19 protein-coding genes are annotated in these 25374 nt (G+C 64.6%); 7 read left to right on the forward strand and 12 right to left on the reverse strand.

What is annotated here, in order from left to right; all coding sequences use genetic code 11:
* Nucleotides 1-26: 26 nt before the first annotated feature.
* Complete coding sequence (locus tag CAY82_RS03805; protein ID WP_087499997.1) at nucleotides 27-1103, reverse strand: autotransporter outer membrane beta-barrel domain-containing protein; 1077 nt, start codon at nucleotides 1101-1103, stop codon at nucleotides 27-29.
* Between CAY82_RS03805 and CAY82_RS25720 the strand changes: the two genes are divergently transcribed.
* Nucleotides 1102-1416, forward strand: coding sequence for a hypothetical protein (locus CAY82_RS25720; protein ID WP_140399076.1), 315 nt, complete (start codon nucleotides 1102-1104; stop codon nucleotides 1414-1416). The two genes, CAY82_RS03805 and CAY82_RS25720, sit on opposite strands and share 2 nt — an antisense overlap.
* A 3-nt stretch (nucleotides 1417-1419) precedes the next feature.
* Here CAY82_RS25720 and CAY82_RS03810 read toward each other — a convergent pair whose 3' ends face one another.
* The 8 genes from CAY82_RS03810 to CAY82_RS26605 all read right to left on the reverse strand — a co-directional run bounded on the left by CAY82_RS03810 (nucleotide 1420) and on the right by CAY82_RS26605 (nucleotide 13854).
* The gene (locus tag CAY82_RS03810; RefSeq protein WP_087499998.1) at nucleotides 1420-2214 is read right to left on the reverse strand and encodes an endonuclease/exonuclease/phosphatase family protein; all 795 of its coding nucleotides are present in this window, start codon (nucleotides 2212-2214) and stop codon (nucleotides 1420-1422) included.
* A gap of 152 nt (nucleotides 2215-2366) precedes the next feature.
* Nucleotides 2367-4520, reverse strand: coding sequence for a glycogen debranching protein GlgX (gene glgX / locus CAY82_RS03815; protein WP_087499999.1), 2154 nt, complete (start codon nucleotides 4518-4520; stop codon nucleotides 2367-2369).
* A 152-nt stretch (nucleotides 4521-4672) separates the two neighbouring features.
* A complete protein-coding gene (locus CAY82_RS03820; protein WP_087500000.1) occupies nucleotides 4673-4921 on the reverse strand; it encodes a DUF2934 domain-containing protein in 249 nt (82 codons plus the stop codon).
* 14 nt (nucleotides 4922-4935) lie between these two features.
* Nucleotides 4936-7710, reverse strand: a complete 2775-nt coding sequence (locus tag CAY82_RS03825) for a malto-oligosyltrehalose synthase (protein ID WP_087500001.1) — start codon at nucleotides 7708-7710, stop codon at nucleotides 4936-4938.
* Entirely contained in the window at nucleotides 7707-9776 is a 2070-nt protein-coding gene (gene malQ / locus CAY82_RS03830; RefSeq protein WP_087500002.1) for a 4-alpha-glucanotransferase, read from the reverse strand. Before malQ ends, CAY82_RS03825 begins: the two co-directional genes overlap by 4 nt.
* Entirely contained in the window at nucleotides 9773-11515 is a 1743-nt protein-coding gene (gene treZ / locus CAY82_RS03835; protein ID WP_087500003.1) for a malto-oligosyltrehalose trehalohydrolase, read from the reverse strand. The genes malQ and treZ overlap by 4 nt, the downstream gene beginning before the upstream one ends.
* A 14-nt stretch (nucleotides 11516-11529) precedes the next feature.
* A complete protein-coding gene (gene glgA / locus CAY82_RS03840; protein ID WP_087500004.1) occupies nucleotides 11530-13089 on the reverse strand; it encodes a glycogen synthase GlgA in 1560 nt (519 codons plus the stop codon).
* Between the two features lie 597 nt (nucleotides 13090-13686).
* On the reverse strand, nucleotides 13687-13854 hold the full coding sequence (locus tag CAY82_RS26605; protein WP_015270996.1) for a DUF6026 family protein: 168 nt from the start codon (nucleotides 13852-13854) through the stop codon (nucleotides 13687-13689).
* Between the two features lie 24 nt (nucleotides 13855-13878).
* On the opposite strand from CAY82_RS26605, the gene gnd reads away from it, so the two are divergent.
* The 4 genes from gnd to CAY82_RS03860 all read left to right on the forward strand — a co-directional run bounded on the left by gnd (nucleotide 13879) and on the right by CAY82_RS03860 (nucleotide 17782).
* Complete coding sequence (gene gnd, locus CAY82_RS03845) at nucleotides 13879-15042, forward strand: phosphogluconate dehydrogenase (NAD(+)-dependent, decarboxylating) (protein ID WP_256576221.1); 1164 nt, start codon at nucleotides 13879-13881, stop codon at nucleotides 15040-15042.
* On the forward strand, nucleotides 15039-16544 hold the full coding sequence (gene zwf, locus CAY82_RS03850; protein ID WP_087500005.1) for a glucose-6-phosphate dehydrogenase: 1506 nt from the start codon (nucleotides 15039-15041) through the stop codon (nucleotides 16542-16544). The genes gnd and zwf overlap by 4 nt, the downstream gene beginning before the upstream one ends.
* 261 nt (nucleotides 16545-16805) lie before the next feature.
* On the forward strand, nucleotides 16806-17162 hold the full coding sequence (locus CAY82_RS03855) for a VOC family protein (protein WP_087500006.1): 357 nt from the start codon (nucleotides 16806-16808) through the stop codon (nucleotides 17160-17162).
* Nucleotides 17162-17782 carry a TetR/AcrR family transcriptional regulator gene (locus CAY82_RS03860; RefSeq protein ID WP_087500203.1) on the forward strand — a complete coding sequence of 207 codons (621 nt, stop codon included), beginning with the start codon at nucleotides 17162-17164 and terminating at the stop codon, nucleotides 17780-17782. Before CAY82_RS03855 ends, CAY82_RS03860 begins: the two co-directional genes overlap by 1 nt.
* A gap of 112 nt (nucleotides 17783-17894) precedes the next feature.
* Here the strand turns inward: CAY82_RS03860 and preA are convergent, their stop codons facing one another.
* The 3 genes from preA to hydA form a co-directional block, all read right to left on the reverse strand.
* Nucleotides 17895-19169 (reverse strand): NAD-dependent dihydropyrimidine dehydrogenase subunit PreA, encoded by a 1275-nt coding sequence (gene preA, locus CAY82_RS03865; protein ID WP_087500007.1) that lies wholly within the window; start codon nucleotides 19167-19169, stop codon nucleotides 17895-17897.
* Entirely contained in the window at nucleotides 19170-20537 is a 1368-nt protein-coding gene (locus tag CAY82_RS03870; RefSeq protein ID WP_087500008.1) for an NAD(P)-dependent oxidoreductase, read from the reverse strand.
* Between the two features lie 81 nt (nucleotides 20538-20618).
* Nucleotides 20619-22058, reverse strand: a complete 1440-nt coding sequence (gene hydA, locus CAY82_RS03875) for a dihydropyrimidinase (protein WP_087500009.1) — start codon at nucleotides 22056-22058, stop codon at nucleotides 20619-20621.
* 337 nt (nucleotides 22059-22395) lie between these two features.
* On the opposite strand from hydA, the gene CAY82_RS03880 reads away from it, so the two are divergent.
* Nucleotides 22396-23886 carry an NCS1 family nucleobase:cation symporter-1 gene (locus CAY82_RS03880; protein WP_087500010.1) on the forward strand — a complete coding sequence of 497 codons (1491 nt, stop codon included), beginning with the start codon at nucleotides 22396-22398 and terminating at the stop codon, nucleotides 23884-23886.
* A 138-nt stretch (nucleotides 23887-24024) separates the two neighbouring features.
* Nucleotides 24025-25308 (forward strand): Zn-dependent hydrolase, encoded by a 1284-nt coding sequence (locus CAY82_RS03885; RefSeq protein WP_087500011.1) that lies wholly within the window; start codon nucleotides 24025-24027, stop codon nucleotides 25306-25308.
* Nucleotides 25309-25374: the final 66 nt, after the last annotated feature.

A 25374-nucleotide genomic window follows, 5' to 3' on the forward strand; every position in this document is an offset into this window, starting at 1 on the left:
TTCACCCGCGAAAGGGCCGAACCTGCCTACCACCGCATCCGCACCCCAAGGCTGCCAATCAACCCATTCAGGTCATTGTCATCCACGTCACTGCTGTAATCGGCACTGACAAACAGCGCCACCGAAGGCGTCACCCGCGCCACCAGCCCCAACCCCAGTTCCACCGTGGTCGAGTAGCGCGAGCTGGAGATCTTGTCGACCTGGTCCAGTTTCACCTCATCGGCATTGCTGAAGTCATACCATACGTTGGTCCGCACATAGGGCTCGATCGGCATACCGCGCACTTCATAGCGCCCGGACAGTCTGGCACCGACCCGGCCGCTCCAGCTCGGCTGGCTGTCGAAGGCCTGCAGGGTCTCTTCCTGCGCCCGGCTGCCAGGGAAGAACTGCTGATTGATCAACTGCGCCTGCGGCTCGATCACCCAGCCACCACCCAGGCCGATGGGGATGCCACCTTCCAGCGAGAAAGTCATCGCGTGACCGCTGTCGTCCAGCCGCTTGCCGTTTTCGCCACGGCCATTGACGTCGATGCGCGAACCCATGGCCACGGCATCCAGGTGCCAGCCCTGTTCATGGGTCATGCTCCAGTACACTCCCAGGCTTTCACCGCTCAGGTTCACCGCATTGCGCTGCTTGTCGCCCAGCAGCCGGCGCATGCCGTTGAAATTGGTCTGCAGGTTGTTTTGCCCCACGAAGATCCCCGCGCGGTGCACATTGCCCGCTGCCGTTTCACGCACGAACAGGTCCGGGCCGATCATCAATTGCTGGCTGGGGGCCTCCAGCTGGTCGGGGGGCTGCGCGCCACTGCGAGCAGTGCCGGGGAAGAACTGCGCCCACTGGCTGGCGACCAGGTCCGGTGCAGCTTGCCTATGGCGCTCGCTCATCTCGTGCGAAAACGCATTCAAGGTACTGATATTCAAACCGCTGGCGTTGACCGGGTCGAGCGACAGCTGTGGTACTGCCGGTTGTTGCAGGAAACCGGGCGAGGCCGGGTCGTCCTGCAATTCATACGCGATAGTTTCCACCGGGGTTGCCAGAAGCAGCGACGTGGAAACCGCGTAGAAAATGCTGTCGAAGCGCAAGGGTTTCGAGGTGCTTTTCATGGCGGATCTCCTTTGTTTTTGTGTTACAGCCCTAGGACCTGGCCTGTTGTCACGAGCTGTACGGCAAAAACAGTGGGCGACCCAAACCAGCACGCCAGGCTTTCGTCAGCGCGCACGAAGGCGCGAGCTAGAGGCCCGGCGCGAGATCATTACTGCCAGATATGTTCAGCTAAGGAGAGGGAGCCGCTTGCGTCAAGAAATCGTTAAAGAAGTGTTCGTGTTCCGTAACTTTGCTCAACCATTTGATTTAAATGATAAAAAAACAGGTTATAGCGGGGTTCGCTATTTGCCGTTCCGTGGCTATGAAGAATGATTGCTAGAGCCTGACTTCGACCGCCAACGGCAGATGGTCCGAGAGGTGCGACCAAGGTTTGTGCCCCAGAATCCGCGGCCCATGGCTTTCGGCGTTGCGTAGGTAGACGCGGTCCAGACGCAGCAGCGGCAAGCGCGCAGGATAGGTGCGGGCCAGGTGGCCGTGGTGGCGTTCGAAGGCCTCGTGCAGGTCGCGCTGCAGGCCCAAGGTGCGGTTGCCGTGGGATTTCCAGTCGTTGAAATCGCCGGCGATGATCACCGGGGCGTCGGCAGGCAAGGATTCGAGCAGCTTGCGCAGCAGTTGCAGTTGCTTCTGGCGGTGGCTTTCCAGTAACGACAGGTGCACGCAGATGGCATGCACCTGGCGCTGGCCGGGCACGTCGAGGATACAGTGCAGCAGGCCACGACGTTCGGGGCCGGTGATCGACACATCGAGGTTGCGGTGTTCGATGATCGGGTATCTGGACAGTAGCGCGTTGCCGTGGTGGCCGTCGGGGTAGACCGCGTTCCGGCCGTAGGCGAAGTCGCTCCACATGCTGTCGGCGAGGAACTCGTACTGCGAGGTCTGCGGCCAGCCGGGGTAGCGCGCGGCGTGGCGGTCGTGGCTGCCGAGCACCTCCTGGAGGAAGACGATGTCGGCCTGGGTACTGCGCACCGCCTCGCGCAGTTCCGGCAGGATGAAGCGCCGGTTGAAGGCGGTGAAGCCCTTGTGGGTATTCACCGTCAGCACCCGCAGCCGCTTAACGGCCGGGGCCTGGTTGACGCTGGCGAAACCTTTACTGCCGGCTTCGGGGTTCACGGTTACTCCTCAATCAACGGTTTGCGCGGATCCTTGCAGGAGCGGCCTTGTGCTGCGAAAGGGCCGATAAGGCAAACCATTTGCTGTGCCGGTAATGGCCTCTTCGCAGCACAAGGCTGCTCCTACAACGGACAGATACCAGGCTGTCAGGTTCATTCCTCATCACGCTGCAACACCATCAGCAGCAACGACCGCCCCTTCACCTCGAAAGCGCTGTCGAATTGCAGGTGCTGCCCCTTGCGCAGCTCTGGCCGGTCGGTATCGACCAGGCAGCTCCAGTAATCCCCATCGGGTACGGTAGGCAACTTGAACGGTACGATGTCATGGTGGGCATTGACGATCAGCAGCACGGTGGCCTCGGCGCCTGGTCGGGCAATGCCGCTGACCTGCGCGCGGCCATCGATCAACATGCCCAGGCATCGCCCGTGCGGGTCTTCCCATTGCTCCACGCTCATCTCGTTGCCATCCGGTGCCAGCCAGGTCACGTCCTTGACCCCGATTGCCTCATTGTAGTCGCCCACCAGAAAGCGCGAGCGGCGCAGTACCGGGTAGGCCAGGCGCAGGCGGGTCAGGCGCTTGACGAAGGCCAGCAGCTCTTCACCCTCCTGGTCCAGGTCCCAGTTCACCCAGCCGATTTCGCTGTCCTGGCAATAGGCATTGTTGTTGCCGTGCTGGGTGCGGCTGAATTCGTCACCGGCGACGATCATCGGCGTGCCCTGGGCCAACAGCAGGGTAGCGAAATAGTTGCGCATCTGGCGCATGCGCAGGGCATTCACGCCCGGGTCGTCAGTCGGCCCCTCGACACCGCAGTTCCACGAAAGGTTGTTGTCGGTGCCGTCCTGGTTGTTCTCGTCGTTGTCTTCGTTGTGCTTGTGGTTGTACGACACCAGGTCGCGCAAGGTGAAACCGTCGTGGGCGGTGACGAAGTTGACCGAGGCATAGGGGCGCCGGCCACGGTTGTTGAACATGTCCCCCGAGGCGGTCATGCGCGAGGCAAAGTCGGCCAGTTGGCCTTCGTCGCCTTTCCAGAAGGCGCGCACCGTGTCGCGGAAGCGGTCGTTCCACTCTGCCCAGCCCGGGGCGAAGTTGCCCACCTGGTAGCCGCCCGGGCCGCAGTCCCAGGGTTCGGCGATCAGCTTCACCTGGCTCAGCATCGGGTCCTGGCGGCAGGCAACGAGGAACCCGTGGCGCTCGCTGTAGCCGTCGTGGTAGCGGCCAAGGATGGTCGCCAGGTCGAAGCGGAAGCCGTCCACGTGCATTTCGCCGGCCCAGTAGCGCAGCGAGTCGGTGACCAGCTGCAGCACGCAGGGGTGGCTCAGGTCCAGGGTGTTGCCGGTGCCGGAATCGTTGATGTAATAGCGCTTGTCGTCCGGCATCAGGCGGTAGTACGAGGCGTTGTCGATGCCGCGCATCGACAGCGTTGGCCCGCGCTCGTTGCCTTCGGCGGTGTGGTTGTAGACCACGTCGAGGATTATCTCCAGCCCGGCGTCGTGCAGGTGCGCGACCATTTCCTTGAATTCGGCGATCTTGCCGCTGGCCAGGTAGCGCGGGTGGGGGGCGAAGAAGGCGATGCTGTTGTAGCCCCAGTAGTTGTTCAGGCCCTTGTCCAGCAGGTGCTGGTCGTTGACGAAGGCGTGAATCGGCAGCAGTTCGATGCTGGAAACACCCAGCTCCTTGATGTGCCTGAGCAGCTCGTCATTGGCCAGGCCGGCAAAGGTGCCGCGCAGTTTTTCTGGCACCGCCGGGTGGCGCATGCTGATGCCACGGGTGTGAGCCTCGTAGATGATCGTGCGTTCCCAGGGGATCTGTACGCGCTGGTCGCGGCCCCAGGTGAAGGCAGGGTCGATCACCTTGCATTTAGGCACGAAGGGCGCGCTGTTACGCTCGTCGAACGACAGGTCGCCGTCGGGGTGGCCGATGGTGTAGCCGAACAGCGCTTCGGACCATTGCAGGCTGCCGACCAATTGCTTGGCATAAGGGTCTATCAACAGTTTGTTGGGGTTGAAACGGTGGCCGTTCTCCGGCTCGTAGGGGCCGTGCACGCGGTAGCCGTAGACCAGGCCGGGGTGCGCGTCGGGCAGGTAACCGTGGTAGATCTCGTCGGTGTATTCGGGCAGCTCGATGCGTTCGATTTCGTGCTCGCCAGTGGAATCGAACAGGCACAGCTCGACCTTGGTGGCGTTGGCCGAGAAGAGGGCAAAGTTGACACCCAGGCCATCCCAGGTGGCACCGAGGGGGAAGGGCAGGCCTTCGCGGATGCGCGATGGGGCGACCGAGCGGGTTTTCTTCGGGATGCGGGGGCTCATGGCGGTCCTCTGTGGCCGTGGCGGAGGGGGAACTGTGCAGTCCTGCACCGGCCTCTTCGCGGGTGAACCCGCTCCCACAGGAATGGGGCCAGGCCTGAGCATTACGCCGTACCTGTGGGAGCGGGTTCACCCGCGAAGAGGCCAGTGCCGGGTCAACCGGCAGCCGGCTTTTTCACCGCCCGGGGCTTCTTCGCTGCCACGGCCTTCTCAACCGGCTCAGCGGCTACCTTGGGCTTGGCCGGTGCCCGCTTGCGCGGCGCCGCCTTGGGAGCCAAGGCCTCGGCTTCGGCCAGCTTGCGGGCCATGTCCCAATGGCGGTCCTCCTGGCCGGTGGGCTTACCCTCGGATTCCCAGATCTGGTAGGCAAATTCGCGGATACGTTTTTCATCGACACTCATCATGACGCTCCTGATGCTCAAGATTGTTGTATCAGCAGGTTGACCGGAAACTCCGCCAGCACGGCGCTCAACAACAGCTCCTTGGAAGAGCTGACCGCAGCACTGGGGAAAAGTCCTGTCGAGTTGGCAGGCGACAAGGCAAACGGCAGGCTTACCCGGGTGTCGTCCCAGTTCTGTGCCGGGATCAGGGGTATCGGTGCTCCCGCCAGCAGGGTACTGGCCAGGCGTGGCGCGATGATGACGGCCCGCTCGCCTTCGCCCAGGCGGGCGAAGGCCACCACCTTATCGGCATGCCGGCCGTGCGCGGTCAGCGGCAGGTAGCCACCACGGCGGAACAGTTCGGGGTGGGCCTGGCGGCAGTCCAGCACCCGGGCGATCAGCGCCTGCTTGAGGCGGCCGTCGCGCCAGTGCGCCAGCAGCTCGGCTACTGGTGTTGCATCGTCCAGGGTGCGACGCCGGCAAGCGTAGTCCACGGCGCGGCGGTTGTCTGGGTCGACCAGGCTGAAGTCCCAGTATTCGGTGCCCTGATACAGGTCAGGCACGCCCGGCGTGGTCATGCGCAACAGGGCCTGGACCAGGCCATTGAGGGCGCCGGGGCAGGCCAGAAGGTGCGCGGCATCGGCCAGTGATTTGCGCAGCTGCTGGTTCTCGCTGTCCAGCAGCAGGCCGTCGATATAACGGGCGCAGGCGCTTTCGCAGGCCTCGTTCGGCGCGCTCCAGCTGCTGCGCAGCTTGGCCTCGCGCAGGGCCTTCTGCTGCCACTGGCGAATGCGTTCGGCGTACTGGCGCAGGGCGTTGTCATCGTGCAGGTCGAGGTCCAGTGGCCAGCTGCCAAGCAAGGTCTGCAGCAGCATCAGCTCATCGCCGGGGCTGGGCGCCAGGCCGTCGTCCAGTTGCGTGCGCAACGGTGTCGCCAGTTCGCGCCAGTGTTCCATCCGGCTGGCCAGCCACGGGCCGCGCTCACTGAGCACGGCCAGGCGCGCGCGGGTGTCTTCGCCGCGCTTGTGGTCATGGGTGGCGCTGGCGAGCAGGTTGTCGGGGAAGTCGCGCAGGCGCCGCTGGGCCTCGTTGTGGAAGTGTTCGAGCGGGGCGCTGAAGCGCTCGGCGTCGAAGCCCACGTCGTTGCGCGACAGCAGCCGGGCGCTGCGGTAGAAGGCGGTGTCTTCCACGGCCTTGGCGGCGCTGGGCGCAGTCAGTTGCTGGAAGCGCACGCAGGCGTGGCGCAGCTGCTTGCGTGCCCGCCCCGCCGGCAGGCGGCGCCAGGCTTGCCCGCCCAGCCATTTGTCAAGCTGATCGAGCAATGGCCAGTCGGCTTCGCCGAGGTCCTGGCGGGCATTGGCCAGGGCCTGCTGGAAAAACCCTTCGTCTTCTGCCGGGCGCCCGCAGGCATTGAAGTAGGTGCGGTACACCGGGTAATGCGCCACCAGCGCCTGCAAGGCGCGACGGATAGCGCCCAGGGTCAGGTCGCGGGTCATCAGGTCGTTGCGCGCTACCTGCAACAACGCCTGGGCCACCGATTCGCAGTCGCCGGCCAGGCTGGCATTGAGCACCAGATGGCGGGCCTGACGCACTTCTTCGGGGAAGTCCGGGCGTTCGCTCACATTGCTCCACAGCTCGGTCAGCGCTGCTTCGCCCGCCGGGTCGTGCTGCAGCAGCGAGACCTGGTTCATGAACTCATAGCCGGTAGTGCCATCGGTAAGCCAGTCGCGGTGCAGGTGTTCGTTGGCACCGAGAATCTTCTCCACGTAGATCGGGAAATGCTCCAGGGCAGCATTCAACGGCCGCCGCGCCAGCAGGCCATCGACCCGTCGGCGCAGCTTGCGGCAATAACCGCGCGGGTCGGCCAGGCCGTCGATATGGTCGATGCGCAGGCCATCCACCAAGCCACGTTCGATCAGTTCGAACAGCTTGGCGTGGGTGGCCTCGAATACCACGGCGCGCTCAACCCGCAGGCCGCCCAGTTCGTTGATGTCGAAGAAGCGTCGCCAGTTGATGTCGTCGGCGGCGGTGCGCCAGCTGGCCAGGCGGTAGGTCTGGCGTTCCAGCAGCAGGTGCAGGCGCTTGAAACCCTTGTCGCTACGGCTGTCGAATGCCGCCAAGGCCGATTCGATATCGGCGCCTTCGCGGATCAGGCGCGCCAGTTCGGCTTGCAGGGGCAGGGCGTCAGCCAGCGGGGTGGCAGACGCGCTCAATGCGGTGAAGCGTTCGGCCAGGGCCTGGAGTGCCGGCTCCGGGCTCAGGGCGAGAATCCAGCCGTAGTCGATCGGGCAGATCGGGAAGCGATGCTCGTAATGAGCGACCTGCAGGAGCCCCAGGTGCTTGTCGAACTGAAGCGGTATCTCGCCATTTTCAAGCGCCACGCCATAGTCGCTGGCGAGGAACGGTAACAGCAGTTGGCCGGCCAGCAGCGGGTCGCTGGAGTGCCACTGGATGTCGAAGAACTCCGCATACGGGCTGCGCCGGCCCCAGGCCAGCAGGTTCTGCCACCAAGGGTTATCGGCACCGCCCACGGCCATGTGATTGGACACCGTGTCGAGGATCAGCCCCATGCCGTGCTGGCGCAGGGCTGCGACCAGCCTTTCCAGCGCCGCCTCGCCACCCAGCTCGGGGTTGACGCAGGTCGGGTCGACCACGTCGTAGCCGTGACGTGAGCCGGTGCGGGCCTTGAGGATGGGCGAGGCATACAGGTGGCTGATGCCCAGCTGGGCGAAGTACGGCACCAGCGGCACGGCGTGATCAAGGCTGAAGTCGCTATGGAACTGCAGGCGCAGGGTCGCGGTCAGCGGTTTCATCGGTCACGCTCCCAGGCCTGTTCGCGGGCTTGTGCCAACAACTCCAGGCGCCTGGCGGCGTCTTCGTCGTCGAGCAGCTCGCGTACCGGCCGGGCAAAGCGCCGGCGCCAGTTGGGGTGGCCGGTGGTGGTGCCCGGCAGGTTGGGTTGCTCGTCACAGCCCAGCAGGTCTTCCAGCGGTACCAGCACCAGCGGTGCGCGGGTGTGGCCAACGTAACGGATGGCCGCGTCGATCAGCGCGTTGTTGTCCGCCAGCGTGCCGTAGTTGGCCTCCAGGATGCGGCGCAGGCCGTCGTGCTCCTTCTGCCGCTCGTGGCGCCAGTGCAATTCGGTGGCGGCGTCGATCAGTTGCAGTCGGTGGTTCCAGTCGATGTCGCGGTTTTCCAGCCAGCCGGCCAGCGGCGCCAGGTCGTGGGTGCCGGTGGTGGCCAGGGCGTTGTCCGGCCAGTCGAGAATCGGCTTGAAATGGCCTGGCTGGGTCTGCTCGAAGGGCAGCACGCGCATGCCCAGCACGGCCTTGGCCGCCAGTTGCTCGCGCAGACCGTCAGGCACGGTCCCCAGGTCTTCGCCGAGGATGATTGCCTGGTGGCGCACCGACTCCAGCGCCAGCAGGCGCAGCAGGTCGTCCACTGGGTAGTTGAGGTAGGCGCCTTCGCTGGGCTTGGCCCCCTGCGGGATCAGCCACAACCGGCGCAGGCCCATGACATGGTCGATGCGCAGGCCGCCGGCGTGGGCGAGGTTGGCCCGCAGCATTTCGATGAAGGCGCGGTAACCGTTGCGTTTGAGGCCCTCGGGCGAGAAGGCGCAGATGCCCCAGTCCTGGCCGGCACGGTTGAGGATGTCGGGCGGTGCGCCCACCTTCAGGTCTGCCAGCAGCTCGTCCTGACGGCTCCAGGCCTGGCTGCCGGCCCCGTCGGCACCCACCGCCAGGTCAGCGATCAGGCCAACCGCCATGCCGTTGCCGCGTGCTGCTTCCTGGGCGCGTTGCAGGCCCCGTTCGGTCAGCCATTGGCAGAAAGCATGGAACTCGATCTTGGCCGGGTAGGTGTTGGCGAAGGCCTCTACTTCCGGGTGGTACGGGTCGTGCCAGGCTTTGGGCCAATGGCGCCAGTCGGCGCCCAGGCCGTGCTCCACGGCTTGGGCCTGCAGCACCTCGAAGCGGCAGTGGTGTTCCAGGGCCTGGCCGCCCGCGTCACGGAAGCTGTCGAAATCCTTGCGCAGCGGGTGGTCGCCCTGGCTGAAACCCTGGTACAGGGCTTCGAGCAGGCGCTGGCGGGCGCTGGCGGCACGCGGCCAGTCGACCAGCGGGCATTGCTCCAGGTCTTCCAGTTGCTGCTCCAGGCCGCAGGCTTCGATGGCCATGCGCACCTCCCGCTCGCCCAGCAGCGCGGCGGGGCTGGCGTACAGGGTATTGAGCAACAGGCGGCTGGAGGGTGAGTAGGGGCTGTAGTGCTCCTGGTCGATGGCCGACAGGGCGTGGATCGGGCTGATGGCCAGGGCATCGGCACCGCGCTCGGCGGCCGCGCGGGCCAGTTGCTCCAAGGCCAGGCAGTCACCGTAGCCACCATCGCCGGGGCGGCGCAGGCTGTACAACTGCACGGCAAGGCCCCAGCAGCGCGGGGGCGGCTGCTGCACCCGGTCTTCAAGGCTGTGGCAGCGTGGCGGGGCCACGGCCACGGTGAAGCGGCGGCTGTCGATTTCCACCTGGTGGTAGCCGATGGGCAGTTCACCGGGCAGGCGAGCCTGGTTGTCGAGGTTGAGGGTGAGTGAGGCGTGGTCCTCCAGGGTGCAGTGCGCGACGCTGGCGGCGCTGAAGTAGCGCGCCAGTGGCAGTGGCTGGCCCAGGTCGGCGGTCAGCAGTGGCGGCAGGTGCTCACTGTCTTCGGCCGCGTCGACGGCGCGCAGGCTGGCGGCAATGGCGGCGTCATCGGCGGCTGGGTGGCCCAGGCCTTCGAGGATATTGCGCAGTACCTCGTCGCTGACGCGCTGGGGCCGGGCGTTGGCGTCGATCCAGTCGCGGCTTAGCCCGACGCGGGTCGCCAGACGGTGCAGGGCGGTTTCGCTCATGGGCGCTCCTGGGCAGGGGGAAGCAGGCTGACCACGCAGCTGTACGCGGCCAGATGAGTATCGGGGTGCCGGGTATCGGCGCTGTCGAACAGCCGGGTGGCTGGCGCGGGCAGCTCGACTGCCTGCGGGGTGGCGGCCAGGTTCAGGTCGATGCGCAGGGTGCTGCCATCGCCCAGGCGCCAGCGTGCGGTCAGTGCCTTGTCGCCGAGTACCTCGGCGCCCAGCGCACGGCTGCCAGGCAGGTGCGGGATCACATGGCGGCGGCGCAGGTCGAGCAACTGCTGGTACAGGCCGTGCCAGCCGGCGACCACTTCCGTGGCCTGCGGGCGGGAGGCCTCGAAGGTCTGTTCGGCATTGGGGTCGGGGATGCGTTGGCGCTGCTCCGGGTCGGCGAAGGCGGCGAAGTGGGCGAACTCGCTACGCCGACCCTCGCGCACAGCGTCGGCCAACTGGTCATGGAAGTCGGTGAAGAACAGGAACGGCCGGCAACTGCCGTCGTCGTCGCCCATGAACAGCAGCGGTATCATCGGGGCCAGCAGCAACAGGCCGGTGGCCGCCCGTAGCGCCGGCGGCGGGCACAGGCGGGTCAGGCGCTCGCCCAGGGCGCGGTTGCCGACCTGGTCGTGGTTCTGCAGGAACAGCACGAAGGCGGTGGGCGCCAGGTGCCCGCTGGGTTCGCCGCGGGGCGTGCCATGGCGGTTGGCCTGGCCCTGGAACACGAAACCTTCGGCAAGGCAGCGGGCCAACTGGTCGATGGGGCGCTGTTGGTAGTCGGCGTAGTAGCCTTGGGTTTCGCCGGTCAGCAGAACATGCAGGGCATTGTGGCCGTCGTCGTTCCACTGGGCATCGAAGCCTTGTTCCAGCAAGAAGGCCTGGTTGTGCTCGTTCTCCAGAACCAGCCATACGTGACGACCTGGTTCCATAGCAGCGCGTACCCGTTGCGCCAGCTCGACCAGAAAGTCGGGCTGGTCGATGGCGTGCACGGCATCCAGGCGCAGGCCGTCGCAGCGGTAGTCGCACAGCCACATCAGGGCGTTCTGGATGAAATACTCGCGAACCTGCGGGCGACGGAAGTCTATGGCTGCGCCCCACGGGGTCTGCCGGTCGTCGCGGAAGAACGTGCTGGCGTACTGGTGCAGGTAATTGCCGTCGGGGCCGAAGTGGTTGTACACCACGTCGACCAGTACCATCAGCCCCTGGCCATGGGCCTGATCGACCAGCGCGCACAGTTGCTCGGGGCTGCCGTAGGTGTTTTGCGGCGCATAGGGCAGCACGCCGTCGTAGCCCCAGTTGCGCTCGCCGGGGAACTGCCCCAGCGGCATCAGCTCGATGGCGCTGATGCCCAGTTCGGCCAGGCGAGGCAGTTGCCGGGCGACCCCGGCGTAGCCGTCGAGCAGGCCGACATGCAGTTCCTGGATTACCGCCTCGTGCCAGGGCCGGCCCTGCCAGGGGTGTTGCCAGACGTAGCTGGCCACATCCACCACCTGGCTCGGCCCCTGCACGCCCTCGGGCTGGTAGCGCGAAGCCGGGTCGGTCACCTGCAGTTCACCGTCGATACGGTAGTGGTAACGGTCACCGGCCTGGCACGGGGCTACGCCGGTGTACCAGCCATCATCATCAGGCAACAGCTCGATGGCCGGCTGTTGCTCCAGTTCCAAGCTCACGCTGCGCGCATCCGGGGCCCAGAGGGCGAAGCGCGCCGACGTGGCGTCCAGCAGGTGTGCGCCATGCCTGTGCATCTTCTGCTCCCCGTTCAGTAATGGCTGTGCTGCGCTTGCTTGACCAGATCCTCGTACAGGCGTGCATAGGGTTCCACGGCCTGGCACCAGTTGAACGGTTGGGTCATCGACAGGCAGCGCATGGCGTTCAGCAGGTCCTTCTTGCCGTATACATAGAAGGCGCGACTGAGTGCCTGGCGATAGCTCTCGACGGTGGACTCATTGAACAGGAAGCCAGTAACACCGCACTCGATGGTGTCGGCCAGGCCGCCGGTGTTGCGCGCCACCGGCAGCGAGCCGAAGCGCTGCGCATACATCTGGCTGAGACCGCACGGCTCGTAGCGTGACGGCATCAGCAGGAAGTCGCTGCCGGCGAACATGCGTCGGGCATCGGTTTCGTTGAAGCCGATGCGCACGCCGATGCGACCCGGGTGGCGTAGCGCCAGCTCGCGCATGGCCTGCTCCTCTTCCGGCTCGCCACGGCCGATGATCGCAATCTGCCCGCCTTGCTCGACGATGTAGTCGGCCACACCCAGGGTCAGGTCCAGGCCTTTCTGGTAGACCAGGCGCGAAACCACGGCGAACAGTGGGCCTTCGGAGGGCTGCAGTTCGAACAGCGCGCGCACTGCCTGGGCGTTGCGCGCCTTGCCTTCCCAATCGTTGATGCTGAAGTTGTGCTGCAGGTGCTTGTCGGTAGCCGAGTCCCAGCTTTCGTCGATGCCGTTGGGAATGCCGCCGAGCAGGCCTTGTTGGGCCTTGCTGGCGAGGAAGCCATCCAGGCCGCAGCCGAATTCCGGGGTGGTGATTTCCCGGGCATAGGTGGCGCTGACCGTGGTGATGTGGCTGGAGTAGGCCAGGCCGGCCTTGAGGAACGACAGCTTGCCGTAGAACTCCATGCCTTCCTGCTGCATGGCGTGCTCGGGGATCGCCAGCTCCGGGCTGCAGCCGCGGCTGTACACGCCCTGGTAGGCCAGGTTGTGGATGGTGAACAAGGTTGGTGTGTTCAGCCCGCGCCAGTGCATGTAGGCCGGCGCCAGGCCAGCGGGCCAGTCGTGGGCGTGCACCACTTCGGGCTTCCAGTGGATCCTGCCTTCACCGGCGGCAATTTCGGCGGCGGCCAGGCCCAGGCGGGCAAAGCGGATGTGGTTGTCGGGCCAGTCGCGGCCGTTGTTGGCGCCATAGGGGGTGCCGTCGCGCTGGTACAGTTCGGGGCAGATCAGTACATAGATGACCAGGCCGTCGGCCATGTCCATGCGCCCGATCTTGCACGGCGGCAGGGCGGCGTGGCCGCCCAGTTCACCGACGATGTGGATGGGGTTGTCGCTTTCCATCACCTGGCGGTAGCCGGGGATCAGCACCCGCACATCGTGCAGGTGTGCCAGGGCGCGGGGCAGGGCAGCGGACACATCACCCAGGCCGCCGGTTTTCACCAGGTCGGCGATTTCTGAGGTCACGAACAATATCTTGCGCTTGTTGCGGTTGTGCTGGCGCTGGGCGCCGGGTGCCTTGCCTGTCGCGGCGAAGTCCGGGGTGAGCGGTTCGCGGTTGTCCGGGGTGAATGAATCTACGTGAGGCTCGACAGCGGCACTGATCATACTTCTCTCCGTCCCTATGCTTGGCTGGGTGTTGGCACCCGTGGCGATGTTTCGTGTTGGTTCTCTCTGCTTCTGAATTTTGCGTAGTGCGTTCCATGCCCCAGGATCGTGCGCGCAGGCACGGCGCGATCGGCATTCCGGCCGAAGGCGATTGGACTGGTTGGGATGGGTGGGCCGAGCCAGGGAATGTCCCTTGCGTTTGGCCTACTTAGTTCCTGACCTGCCGGCGTTCCCGAAAGTTCGACTTTTTTTCGTCGCTCTTCCGTTGAGCAAATGGCGGGCCGAAACCCGAGTGTAGGAGAGAAATAGATAAAAAGGTGACCCACTGGTCACTATTGCCATGCGCGGAATAGACGCAAACGTTGGCGTATGTGACTGGATGTGAAAGGGGTGGGACAGGTGTGGAGCGAGAGGATTTTGGTGGTGCGCCAAATTGTGGCTTGCGTGGGCTGGTGCACCATAACGGAGCGCAATTCAGAAGTGGCGCGCTCTCTGTGGGAGCGGGTTTACCCGCGAAGAGGCCGGACCTGGAAAAGTGGAGTAGAGAGAATTCAACAGGGGTGGGAGCCATTCAGCCCCCACGGGAGGAAGGTAGAATCAAAGGCTCACAGCTTTGTCTTCAGCGCGCTGTTGCGCCAGCAGCAGGTTCAGTTGAGCGACCTGCTGACGCAGTTGGTCACGTTCGTCCTTCAATTTACGCAGCTCATCACGGCGCACAGAGACATAGAGGGTCTGGGTTGGGGTTGCAGGCATCAAGGTACCCATGAGCACACCTCGTGGTTTTGGCTGGTGACAAGTCAAAGCGTAGACGCTTCACGCGGAGCGCATTCTGAATTCTTTCGCAGGGCTTGGGAACTTTTTTGTTTATCGTTGTCTCGCCGTTCGTCGCTGAACCCTCGAGCGGTTCGCTGGACTAATCTGAAAAACTGGACTGTGTCGTCATTTATTTCGAAAGGGGAGCATCGGCTCATGCAACTGGGAATCATCGGGCTGGGCCGCATGGGCGGCAATATCGCAAGGCGCCTGATGCGCGCCGGCCACCGTACTGTGGTGCATGACCACAACCGTGAGGCTATCAACGGCCTGGAGGCCGAAGGCGCCCAGGGCGCGCACGACCTCGGTGCGCTGGTACAGAAGCTCAAAGCACCGCGCGCGGTGTGGGTGATGCTGCCCGCTGGTGAACCCACCGAGCAGACCATCGCCCAACTGGCCGAGATGCTGGAGCCGGGCGATGCAATCATCGACGGCGGCAACACCTTCTACAAGGACGACATGCGCCGCGCTGGTGAACTGGCCAAGCGCGGGCTGCATTACCTGGACGTTGGCACTTCAGGCGGTGTGTGGGGCCTGGACCGTGGCTACTGCATGATGATCGGTGGGGAAAAGGACGTGTTCGAGCGGCTGGAGCCGCTGTTCAGGGCGCTGGCACCGGGAGTAGGTGACATCCCGCGTACCCATGGCCGCAGCGGCGAGCACCAGCGCGCCGAGCACGGCTACATCCACGCCGGCCCAGCGGGTGCCGGGCACTATGTGAAAATGGTGCACAACGGCATCGAATACGGCCTGATGCAGGCCTACGCCGAAGGCTTCGACCTGCTGCGCAGCAAGGGCGGTAACGAACTGCCGGAGGATCAGCGTTTCGACCTGAACGTGGCGGAAATCGCTGAAGTATGGCGGCGTGGCAGCGTGGTCACCTCGTGGTTGCTCGACCTCACCGCCGATGCGCTGGTGGCCGACCCGCAGTTGTCGCAGTTCAGTGGCTCGGTGTCCGACAGTGGTGAAGGCCGCTGGACCATTGACGCCGCCGTCGAGCAGGCGGTGCCGGTGCCGGTGCTGTCCAGCGCGCTGTTCGCCCGCTTCCGCTCGCGCCAGCAGCAGGGCACCTATGGTGACAAGATTCTCTCGGCCATGCGCCTGGGCTTCGGTGGCCATGTCGAGAAGAAAGGCGAATGACCAGGCAGAGCATTCCGGCCGCACCGCCATGCACCCTGTTCCTGTTCGGCGCCAATGGCGACCTGGTCAAGCGCCTGCTGATGCCGGCGCTGTACAACCTCAGCCGTGACGGTTTGCTGGACCGCAACCTGCGTATCGTCGGTGTCGACCACAACCCGGCCAGTGCCGAGGAATTCGCCGGGCGCCTGCATGCGTTCATGGTCGAGCGTGACAAAGGTGGCGAGGGCACGGCCAAGTGCCTGGACGAGAAGATCTGGGCACGCCTGGCCAAGCGCCTGGATTACCAGACCGGGGATTTCCTCGATCCGGCCACCTACCAGGCCCTCGCCAGGCGCATCGATAAAACCAGCCATGGCAATGCCATCTTCTACCTGGCGACCTCGCCGCGCTTCTTCCCCGAGGTGGCCCAGCGCCTGGGGCAGGCCGGGCTGCTCGACGAGTCGGCCGGCGGCTTTCGCCGCGTCGTGGTCGAAAAGCCCTTTGGTACCGACCTGGCCAGCGCCGAGGCGCTCAACGCTTGCCTGCTGAAGGTGATGGGCGAGCGGCAGATCTACCGCATCGACCATTATCTGGGCAAAGAGACGGTGCAGAACATCCTGGTCAGCCGGTTTTCCAACGGCTTGTTCGAATCGTTCTGGAACAACCACTACATCGACCATGTGCAGATCACCGCTGCGGAAACCGTCGGCGTAGAGACCCGTGGTGCGTTCTATGACAGCACCGGGGCGCTGCGCGACATGGTGCCCAACCACTTGTTCCAGTTGCTGGCGATGGTGGCCATGGAGCCACCGGCCGCGTTCGCCGCTGATGCGGTGCGCAGCGAAAAGGCCAAGGTGGTCGGCGCCATCCGCCCGTGGTCGGCGAAGATGGCCCTGAAAAACTCCGTGCGTGGCCAGTACACCGCCGGCAAGCAAGGGCGCAAGCAGTTGCCCGGCTACCGTCACGAGGCCAATGTCGCGGCCGATAGCCAGACCGAGACCTACGTGGCGTTGAAGGTGATGATCGACAACTGGCGCTGGGCCGGCGTGCCGTTCTACCTGCGTACCGGCAAGCGCATGAGCGTGCGCGACACCGAAATCGCCATCTGCTTCAAGCCTGCGCCTTATGCGCAGTTCCGTGAATCGGAGCTGGAGCGGCCCAAGCCCAATTACCTGAAAATCCAGATCCAGCCCAACGAAGGCATGTGGTTCGACCTGCAGGCCAAGCGCCCCGGGCCGGAGCTGGTGATGGAGAATGTCGAGCTGGGCTTTGCCTACAAGGACTTCTTCAAGATGAACCCGGCCACTGGCTACGAGACGCTGATCTACGACTGCCTGACCGGTGACCAGACCCTGTTCCAGCGGGCTGACAACATCGAGAACGGCTGGCGCGCGGTGCAGCCATTCCTCGATGCCTGGGCCCAGGGCGGCGAGGTGCATGAATACCCGGCCGGTGAAGACGGGCCAGAGGCCGGCAATGAATTGCTGGCGCGGGACAAGCGGGAGTGGCACAGCTTGGGCTGAGTTTTTTTGTAAAGCCTGTGCCGGCCTCTTCGCGGGTAAACCCGCTCCCACAGGGATATCGATGGTTTCAAGGCCTGTGATGTACCTGTGGGAGCGGGTTTACCCGCGAAGAGGCCAACACAGGCAACCACACAAAGGCGTCTCAATGCCCGCCCACATCGAAGGCTATGCCCTGATTACCCGGTTGTTTCAGGCTGCCTGATATAAAAGTGTGAAACGACCGGAGTAGACTAGGGCAAACCCCTTCGGCACGGAGCACACATGGGCATTCGCGGTACTGACCGGCAGATCGACAACATCGAGTTCAATGTCAGCGACATCGCACGGAGCAAGGCCTTCTACGGCAGTGTGTTCGGCTGGGCGTTCACCGACTACGGGCCTTCCTATACCGAGTTCAGCGATGGCCGGCTGACCGGTGGCTTCACCACGGGTGAGCCGGTGCGCCCGGGTGGGCCGCTGGTCATCTTGTACGCCGACGACCTGGAGGCCACGCAGCAGAGGATCGAAGCTGTCGGGGCAAAAATCAGCCGGGCCACCTTTGCTTTCCCCGGTGGGCGGCGGTTTCATTTCATCGACCCGGACGGCTATGAACTGGCGGTGTGGACGGCCCAAGCCTGATGGCCAACCACAAGATCGAAATCCGCCGGCGCAATATCGAGAAAATTCTGCAGGCGGCGGAAAAGGTGTTCGCCGAGAAGGGGTACGGCGCCACCTCAATGGGTGATATCGCTGAACAGGCCGAGTTGCCGCGTTCCAATCTGCATTATTACTTCAGCACCAAGGACGACCTGTTCCGCGCGGTGCTGCAGGACCTGCTGGATGTGTGGAAGCAGGACGCGCTGTGCTTCGAGAACTTCGACGACCCGCGCGTGGTGCTGACCAGTTACATCCGGGCGAAGATGGGCCACTCGCGCTCGCGGCCGCTGGGTTCGAAGATCTGGGCCGAAGAGATGCTGCACGGGGCGCCGGTACTGGGGGTGAATCTGGATGAAAGCCTGGTGCCCTGGGCCAAGCTGAAGGAAGCCAAGATTCGCCGCTGGGTGGAGGAGGGGCGCATCCTGCCGGTGGAGCCGTCGGCGCTTTTGTACATGATCTGGGCCTCGACCCAGCACTATGCCGACTTTGGTTACCAGGTGGCATTGCTCAATGGCGGGGAGGCGTTGTCGGACATGGCTTTTGAAAATGCCGTGCAGACGGTAACCAGTGTGATCTTGCGGGGGATCGGGCTGGAGCCTTGAGATCGGCGATTACCTGAAAGATTGGGCCGCCGCGCGGCCCTTCGCGGGTAAACCCGCTCCCACAGGTGTTTTGCTGCCCTCACAAACGGCGCGGTCCCTGTGGGAGCGGGTTTCAGCTAACCTCGCGGTAGGGGTTACGCGGATCCTGCGTCCAGTTCATGTACGGCTTGCCGGTATCCTGCGCCACCATCTCGATGCAGCCCTCCACCGGGCAGGTGATCTGGCACAGGTTGCAGCCTACGCATTCCTCCTCGATCACGCTGTAGGCATGCGTGCCATCCGCCTTCAGCGTACTGGCAATCGCCTGGTGCGAAGTATCTTCACAGGCAATGTGGCAGCGCCCGCAGCCAATGCACGCTTGCTGGTCGATGTGCGCCACCGACCTGTAGTTCATGTCCAGGTACTTCCAGTCGGTGGTATGCCCCACCGCCTGGCCACGGAACGCCTCGATGTTACGGTGCCCATGCTGGTCCATCCAGCGCGCCAGGCCGTCCTTCATGTCCTCGACGATACGGAAGCCATGCAGCATCGCCGCCGTGCACACCTGCACGGCACCACTACCCAGGGCCATGAACTCGGCTGCGTCACGCCAACTGCCGATGCCGCCAATGCCGCAGATCGGCAAGCCGCGCGTTTCCGGATCGCGGGCGATTTCCGCCACCATGTTCAGGGCAATCGGCTTCACCGCCGAACCGCAGTAACCACCATGGGTGCTCTGGTCGCCGACGATGGGGTGGGCGACCATACGGTCCAGATCGACGCTGGTGATCGAGTTGATGGTATTGATCAACGACACTGCATCGGCCCCACCACGGTGCGCGGCGCGGGCCGACTGGCGGATGTCGGTGATGTTCGGCGTGAGTTTGACGATCACCGGCAGCGAGCAGTACGTCTTGCACCAGCGGGTGACCATTTCCACGTAATCCGGCACCTGGCCGACCGCCGCGCCCATGCCGCGCTCCGGCATGCCGTGGGGGCATCCGAAGTTCAGTTCGACGCCATCGGCCCCGGTGGCTTCCACCAGCGGCAGGATGAACTTCCACGAGTCTTCCACGCACGGCACCATCAGCGACACGATCAGCGCGCGGTCGGGCCAGTCCTTCTTCACCTGGGTGATTTCGCGCAGGTTGATGTCCAGTGAGCGGTCGGTGATCAGCTCGATGTTGTTGATGCCCTGTACCTGGCGGTTGAGGCCGTAGTGCGCCGAGTAGCGCGACGACACGTTGACCGCCGCCGGGTCTTCGCCCAAGGTTTTCCATACCACGCCGCCCCAGCCGGCCTCGAAGGCGCGGACCACGTTGTAGGCCTTGTCGGTTGGTGGTGCGGACGCCAGCCAGAAGGGGTTGGGTGCCTTGATGCCGGCAAATTCGATGGACAGGTCGGCCATTTACGCTGCCTCCACGTTGAGCATGAGTCGGGCATGGATGGCTTCGGCGGCCAGCTTGCCATGTTGCACGGCCTGGACGGTGAGGTCCTGGCCCAGGGCGGTGCAGTCGCCGCCGGCATATACGCCCGGCAGGCTGGTTTGCATCGTTTCGTCGACGCGGATGCGCTCGCCGTCGCGAGCCAGTTGTGCGGCCACCGGGTCGCCGAGGCTGGCGTCGTCGAAGCGTTGGCCGATGGCCTTGAAGATGGCATCGGCGGCCAGCTCGAAGGTTTCGCCGGTGTCGCGCAGGCGGCCGTCTGCCAGCTCGGTGCGGGCAAAGCGCATGCCGCGCACCTTGCCGGTGTCGTCCAGCAGCACGGCATCGGGGCGAGCCCAGGTGTGCAGGCGTACCTGGTTGGCCTTGGCAATATTCTGCTCATGGCCGGTGGCGCCCATGTCGGCGTGGCCGCGGCGGTACACCAGATTGACGTCGCGGGCACCCAGGCGGCTCATTTGCACGGCCATGTCGATCGCGGTGTTGCCGGCGCCGATCACAAGGCAGCGGTCGGCCAGGGGCAGTTGGCTCAGGTCATCGGCCTGGCGCAGTTCGCGGATGTATTCGGTGGCGGCCAGCAGGCCGGGTGCTTCTTCGTCAGGCAGGCCAAGCTGGCGCACGGCGTTCAGGCCGAGGCCGAGGAACACCGCGTCGTACTGGTCGCGCAGCTCGCCCAGGCTGAGGTTGCTGCCCAGGCGCTGACCGTGGCGAATCTCGATACCGCCGATGCCGAGCAGGAACTCCACTTCACGCTGGGCATAGTCGTCCACCAGCTTGTAGCGGGCGATGCCGTACTCGTTGAGGCCGCCGGCCTTGTCGCAGGCCTCGAACACCACCACATCATGCCCGTGCATGGCCAGGCGGTGGGCACAGGACAGCCCGGCAGGGCCGGCACCAACCACGGCGATACGCTTGCCGGTGGCCGGCGAGCGCTGGAACGGGTGTTCGGTGAAGTGGGCGTTGTCCAGGGCGTAGCGCTGCAGCTGGCCGATCAGCACCGGTGCGCACTCCTGCGCGTTGTTGCGCACGCAGGCTTGCTGGCACAGGATTTCGGTGGGACAGACGCGGGCGCAACTGCCGCCGAGGATGTTGGCCGAGAGGATGCGTTCGGCGGCACCTTGCAGGTTTTCGTCGCTGATGCGGTGGATGAACGACGGGATGTCGATTTCGCTGGGGCAAGCGTTGACGCAGGGGGCGTCGTAGCAGTACAGGCAGCGTGCGCTTTCGACGGCGGCCTGGCGGGCGGTGAGGGGAGGGGCCAGGTCGCTGAAGCGTTCGGCCAGCTGGTCGGCGCCGGCTCTTGGGCGCGGCAAGTGGTTCAGGGCGTCGATCACGGTTGTAGCCTCTCTATTTTTTTTGGATGCAGGCGACAAGCATTGCGGTGGTTTCTGGGGCCGCTGTGCGCCCCAATGGCTTCAGCGCTTCACGGGCGTCGGCCGCTGCACTTCGGCCCTGCGCCCCAGCACCTCATACACCGACGGATACGCCGGCCGTTCCACATACCGCCCTGCGCCCGCTTCCGCGCGCAGGTCGCCGTCGGCCCAGAGCACCTTGCCCTGGCTGATGGTATGGCTGGGGATGCCGCGCACGGTGCGGCCTTCGAAAATATTGAAGTCCACCTGCTGGTGGTGTGTCTTGGCCGAGATGGTGCGGGTGCCTTGCGGGTCCCACAGCACCAGGTCGGCGTCGGCACCAACACGAATGGCACCCTTGCGCGGGAACAGGTTGAAGATTTTTGCGGTGTTTGTGGAGGTCAGCGCGACGAACTCATGCATCGACAGGCGCCCGCTGTTCACCCCAGCATCCCACAGCACCGCCATGCGGTCCTCGATGCCGGCAGTGCCGTTGGGGATACGGCTGAAGTCGTCGCGGCCCATGGCTTTCTGCTCGGCGCAGAAGCAGCAGTGGTCGGTGGCGGTGGTGTGCAGGTTGCCCGACTGCAGCCCGCGCCACAGCGCCTCCTGGTGTTCACGCGGGCGGAACGGGGGGCTCATCACGTAGCCTGCGGCGGTGGCCCAGTCCGGGTCACGGTAGACGCTGTCATCCAGCAGCAGATGGCCTGGCAGGACCTCGCCGTACACCGGCTGGCCCTTGCCCCGGGCATAGGCGATTTCATCCAGCGCTTCGCGGCTGGAAACATGCACCAGGTACAGCGGTGTGCCCAGCGTCTCGGCAATGCGGATGGCGCGGCTGGCCGCCTCGCCCTCGACTTGGGATGGGCGTGACAGTGGGTGGGCTTCCGGCCCGGTCAGGCCCTGGGCCAGCAGTTTTTTCTGCAGGTGATACACCAGTTCGCCGTTCTCGGCATGCACGGTGGGCACCGCACCCAGTTGCAGGCAGCGTTCGAAGCTGGCCACCAGGGTGTCGTCGGCGGCCATGATCGCATTCTTGTAGGCCATGAAGTGCTTGAAGCTGTTCACCCCATGTTTGGCCACCAGTTCGCCCATTTCTTCGGCCACCTGCTCGCTCCACCAGGTGATGGCGACATGGAAGCCATAGTCGCTGGCGCTTTTCTGCGCCCAGCCGCGCCAGGTGTGGAAGGCCTCCAGCAACGACTGCTGCGGGTTGGGGATGACGAAGTCGATGATCGAGGTCGTGCCACCGGCCAGGCCCGCGGCAGTGCCGCTGAAGAAGTCCTCGCTGGCCACCGTGCCCATGAACGGCAGCTGCATGTGGGTGTGCGGGTCGATGCCGCCGGGCATCAGGTACTGGCCGCTACCGTCGAGGATATTGCAGTCGGTGGGGGGCTCGAGGTTTTGCCCAATGGCGCAGATCAGGCCATCGGCACACAGGACATCGGCGGGGTAACTCTCTTCGTGGGTAACCACGGTGGCGCCACGGATCAACAGGGACATGCCGTTTTCCTCGCAGGCTGACCGGTCTGGGCCGGTTCTTGGAATTTTCTACAGGGCGGGCAGGGTGGTTAATCCTGTCAGGCCTGACAAGAATCGAGGCTAGATGCTGATCCGGGATTCAGCAAGAAAATTTTCCCATTAATTTTGTGGTTTTTAACTAATTGAAATTTAAAGGTTAATTTATTAGATGGCGCTGACTACGGGGCCCTCGGAAGATTTGACTGACTTGACAAGATGAAAATCTGGTCGAGATTTTTAAGCACATAAAGCGTGTGTACTCCGGCCATCGCATTAGCCCGATGGGCAAACAACTACAAGAAAATCTGGAGAAAGCCCCATGCAGCAGAGCAGATCGGAAGTGGTCGAGCAGGATGGTCTGTTCGAGCTTTCCGAGGGCAGCGATGTCCTCGACAGCCCGCGCTACAACCACGACATCGCCCCGACGAAGGTGCACCAGCGCACCTGGAACAAATGGCACATCACCGCTCTGTGGGTGGGCATGTCCATCTGCGTGCCCACCTACACCCTCGGCGGCGTGCTCACTGCCTACTTCGGCCTCAGCGTGGGCGAGGCACTGCTGGCGATTCTGCTGGCCAACCTGATCGTGCTGATCCCGCTTACCCTCAACGCCTTCCCCGGCACCAAGTACGGCATCCCGTTCCCGGTGCTGCTGCGTTCGTCGTTCGGCATCCTTGGCTCCAACGTGCCATGCCTGATCCGCGCGGTGGTCGCCTGTGGCTGGTTTGGCATCCAGACCATGTTCGGCGGCTTGGCCATCCACCTGTTCCTGGGCTCGGTGTTCGACGGCTGGAAGGCCCTGGGTGGCACCGGCGAGGTGATCGGCTTCATGATCTTCTGGTGCCTCAACCTGTGGGTGGTACTGCGTGGCGCCGAGTCGATCAAGTGGCTCGAAACGCTGTCGGCACCGCTGTTGGTGGCCGTGGGTGTCGGCCTGCTGTTCTGGGCCTTGCCGCACATGTCGATGACCGAATTGCTGGCCCAGCCGCCCAAGCGCCCGGAAGGGGCAAACATGCTCAGCTACTTCTGCGCCGGGCTTACCGCCATGGTCGGTTTCTGGGCCACGCTATCGCTGAACATCCCCGACTTCAGCCGCTATGCCCGCAGCCAGAAGGACCAGATTCTCGGGCAGATCTTCGGCTTGCCGCTGACCATGTTCCTGTTCGCTGCGCTGGGCGTGGTGCTGACCGCAGCCTCGGCGTCGCTGGTAGGCGAGACCGTGTCCGACCCGGTCAGCCTGATCGGCAAGATCCACAGCCCGTTCTGGGTGGCCCTGGCCATGGCGCTGATCGTGATCGCCACGCTGTCGACCAACACCGCGGCGAACATCGTGTCGCCGACCAACGACTTCCAGAACATCGCCCCACGCCTGATCGGGCGCAGCCGCGCGGTGTGGTTGACTGGTTTCATCGGCCTGGCGCTGATGGGCCACGAGTTGTTGAAGAAGCTGGGCTGGATCGTCTCCGACCTGAGCCTGGAGAGCGTGTACTCCAACTGGCTGTTGGGCTATTCCAGCCTGCTGGGGCCGATTGCCGGGATCATGGTGGTGGACTACTTCCTGGTCCGCCAGCAGAAGCTGGACCTGGCCGGGTTGTACCGTGACGACGTGTACCCGGCGTGGAACTGGGCCGGGTTTGCCGCCTTTGCGTTGCCGGTGGCACTGACCGTGATGGCCATTGGCAACAGCAGTTTCAGCTGGTTCTACGACTACGGTTGGTTCACCGGTTCGCTGCTGGGTGGGGCGCTGTATTACCTCTTGGCCCGTGTGGTCGCGCGCAGCCCGGCGCGGGTGGTCAAGCCTTTGCCGTGAGACCGCGCTGGCTTCTTCGCGGGTAAACCCGCTCCCACAGGTACAGCGCAGGTCCCGAGGCCAACGCTGTACCTGTGGGAGCGGGCGAGCCCGCGAAGAGGCCAGAACAGACAACAGAAAAGCCTGAAGGAGAAACCCGTGACCCCAGTCAAAGAGATCCTGAAGACCACTGCCCACCACATCGACACCAGCCGCCTGTGGCAATCCCTGATGGACCTGGCCCGCCTCGGTGCCACCGCCAAGGGCGGCGTGTGCCGCCTGGCCCTGACCGACCTCGACCGCCAGGCCCGGGACCTGTTCGTGCAGTGGTGCGAGGCTGCCGGTTGCACGGTCAGCATCGACGCTGTCGGCAACATCTTTGCCCGCCGCCCGGGGCGTAACCCCAAGCTGCCCCCGGTGATGACCGGTAGCCATATCGACACCCAGCCCACCGGTGGCAAGTTCGACGGCTGCTTCGGGGTGATGGCCGGGCTGGAGGTGATCCGCACCCTCAACGACCTGGGCGTGGAAACCGAAGCGCCGCTGGAAGTGGTGGTGTGGACCAACGAAGAAGGTTCGCGTTTTGCGCCTTGCATGATGGGTTCGGGTGTGTTCGCCGGCAAGTTCACCCTGGAGGAAACCCTGGCCAAGCGCGACGCCCAGGGTGTCAGCGTTGGCGAGGCGTTGAACGCCATCGGCTACGCCGGCCCGCGCGCTGTGTCGGGCCACCCGGTGGGGGCCTATTTCGAAGCGCATATCGAGCAGGGCCCCATCCTCGAAGACCAGGGCAAGACCATCGGTGTGGTGCTGGGCGCGCTGGGCCAGAAGTGGTTCGACCTGACCCTGCGCGGTGTCGAGGCCCATGCCGGCCCTACGCCCATGCACCTGCGCAAGGACGCCCTGGTCGGCGCGGCAGCGGTAGTGGAGGCAGTCAACCGCACTGCCCTCGGCCACCAGCCGCACGCCTGTGGCACGGTGGGTTGCCTGCAAGCCTACCCGGGCTCGCGCAACGTGATCCCGGGCGAAGTGCGCATGACCCTGGACTTCCGTCATCTGGAGGGTGAGCAGTTGAATGCGATGATTGCCGATGTGCGCGCGGTGATCGAGGCGACCTGTGCCAGGCATGGCCTGAGCCATGAACTGATACCCACGGCCGATTTCCCGGCGCTGTACTTCGACCAAGTGTGTGTCGATGCCGTGCGCGAATCGGCGCAGACGTTGGGCCTGCCGCACATGGACATCGTCAGTGGGGCGGGGCACGACGCGATCTTCCTGGCTGAACTGGGGCCGGCGGGGATGATTTTCGTGCCGTGCGAGAACGGTATCAGCCATAACGAGATCGAGAACGCCACGCCCGAGGACCTGGCCGCAGGCTGCGCGGTGTTGCTGCGCGCGATGCTGGCGGCGTCGGAGGCGATTGCCAGCGGGCGGTTGGCGGCATAGTGGAGCGGCGGGTTGTGGAGGGCTTCGCATGTATTCGCCACAACATCTTCATCGCCTGTGAAATCG

Origin of the sequence: Pseudomonas sp. SID14000 (assembly GCF_002165135.1) — a bacterium.
GTDB lineage: Bacteria > Pseudomonadota > Gammaproteobacteria > Pseudomonadales > Pseudomonadaceae > Aquipseudomonas.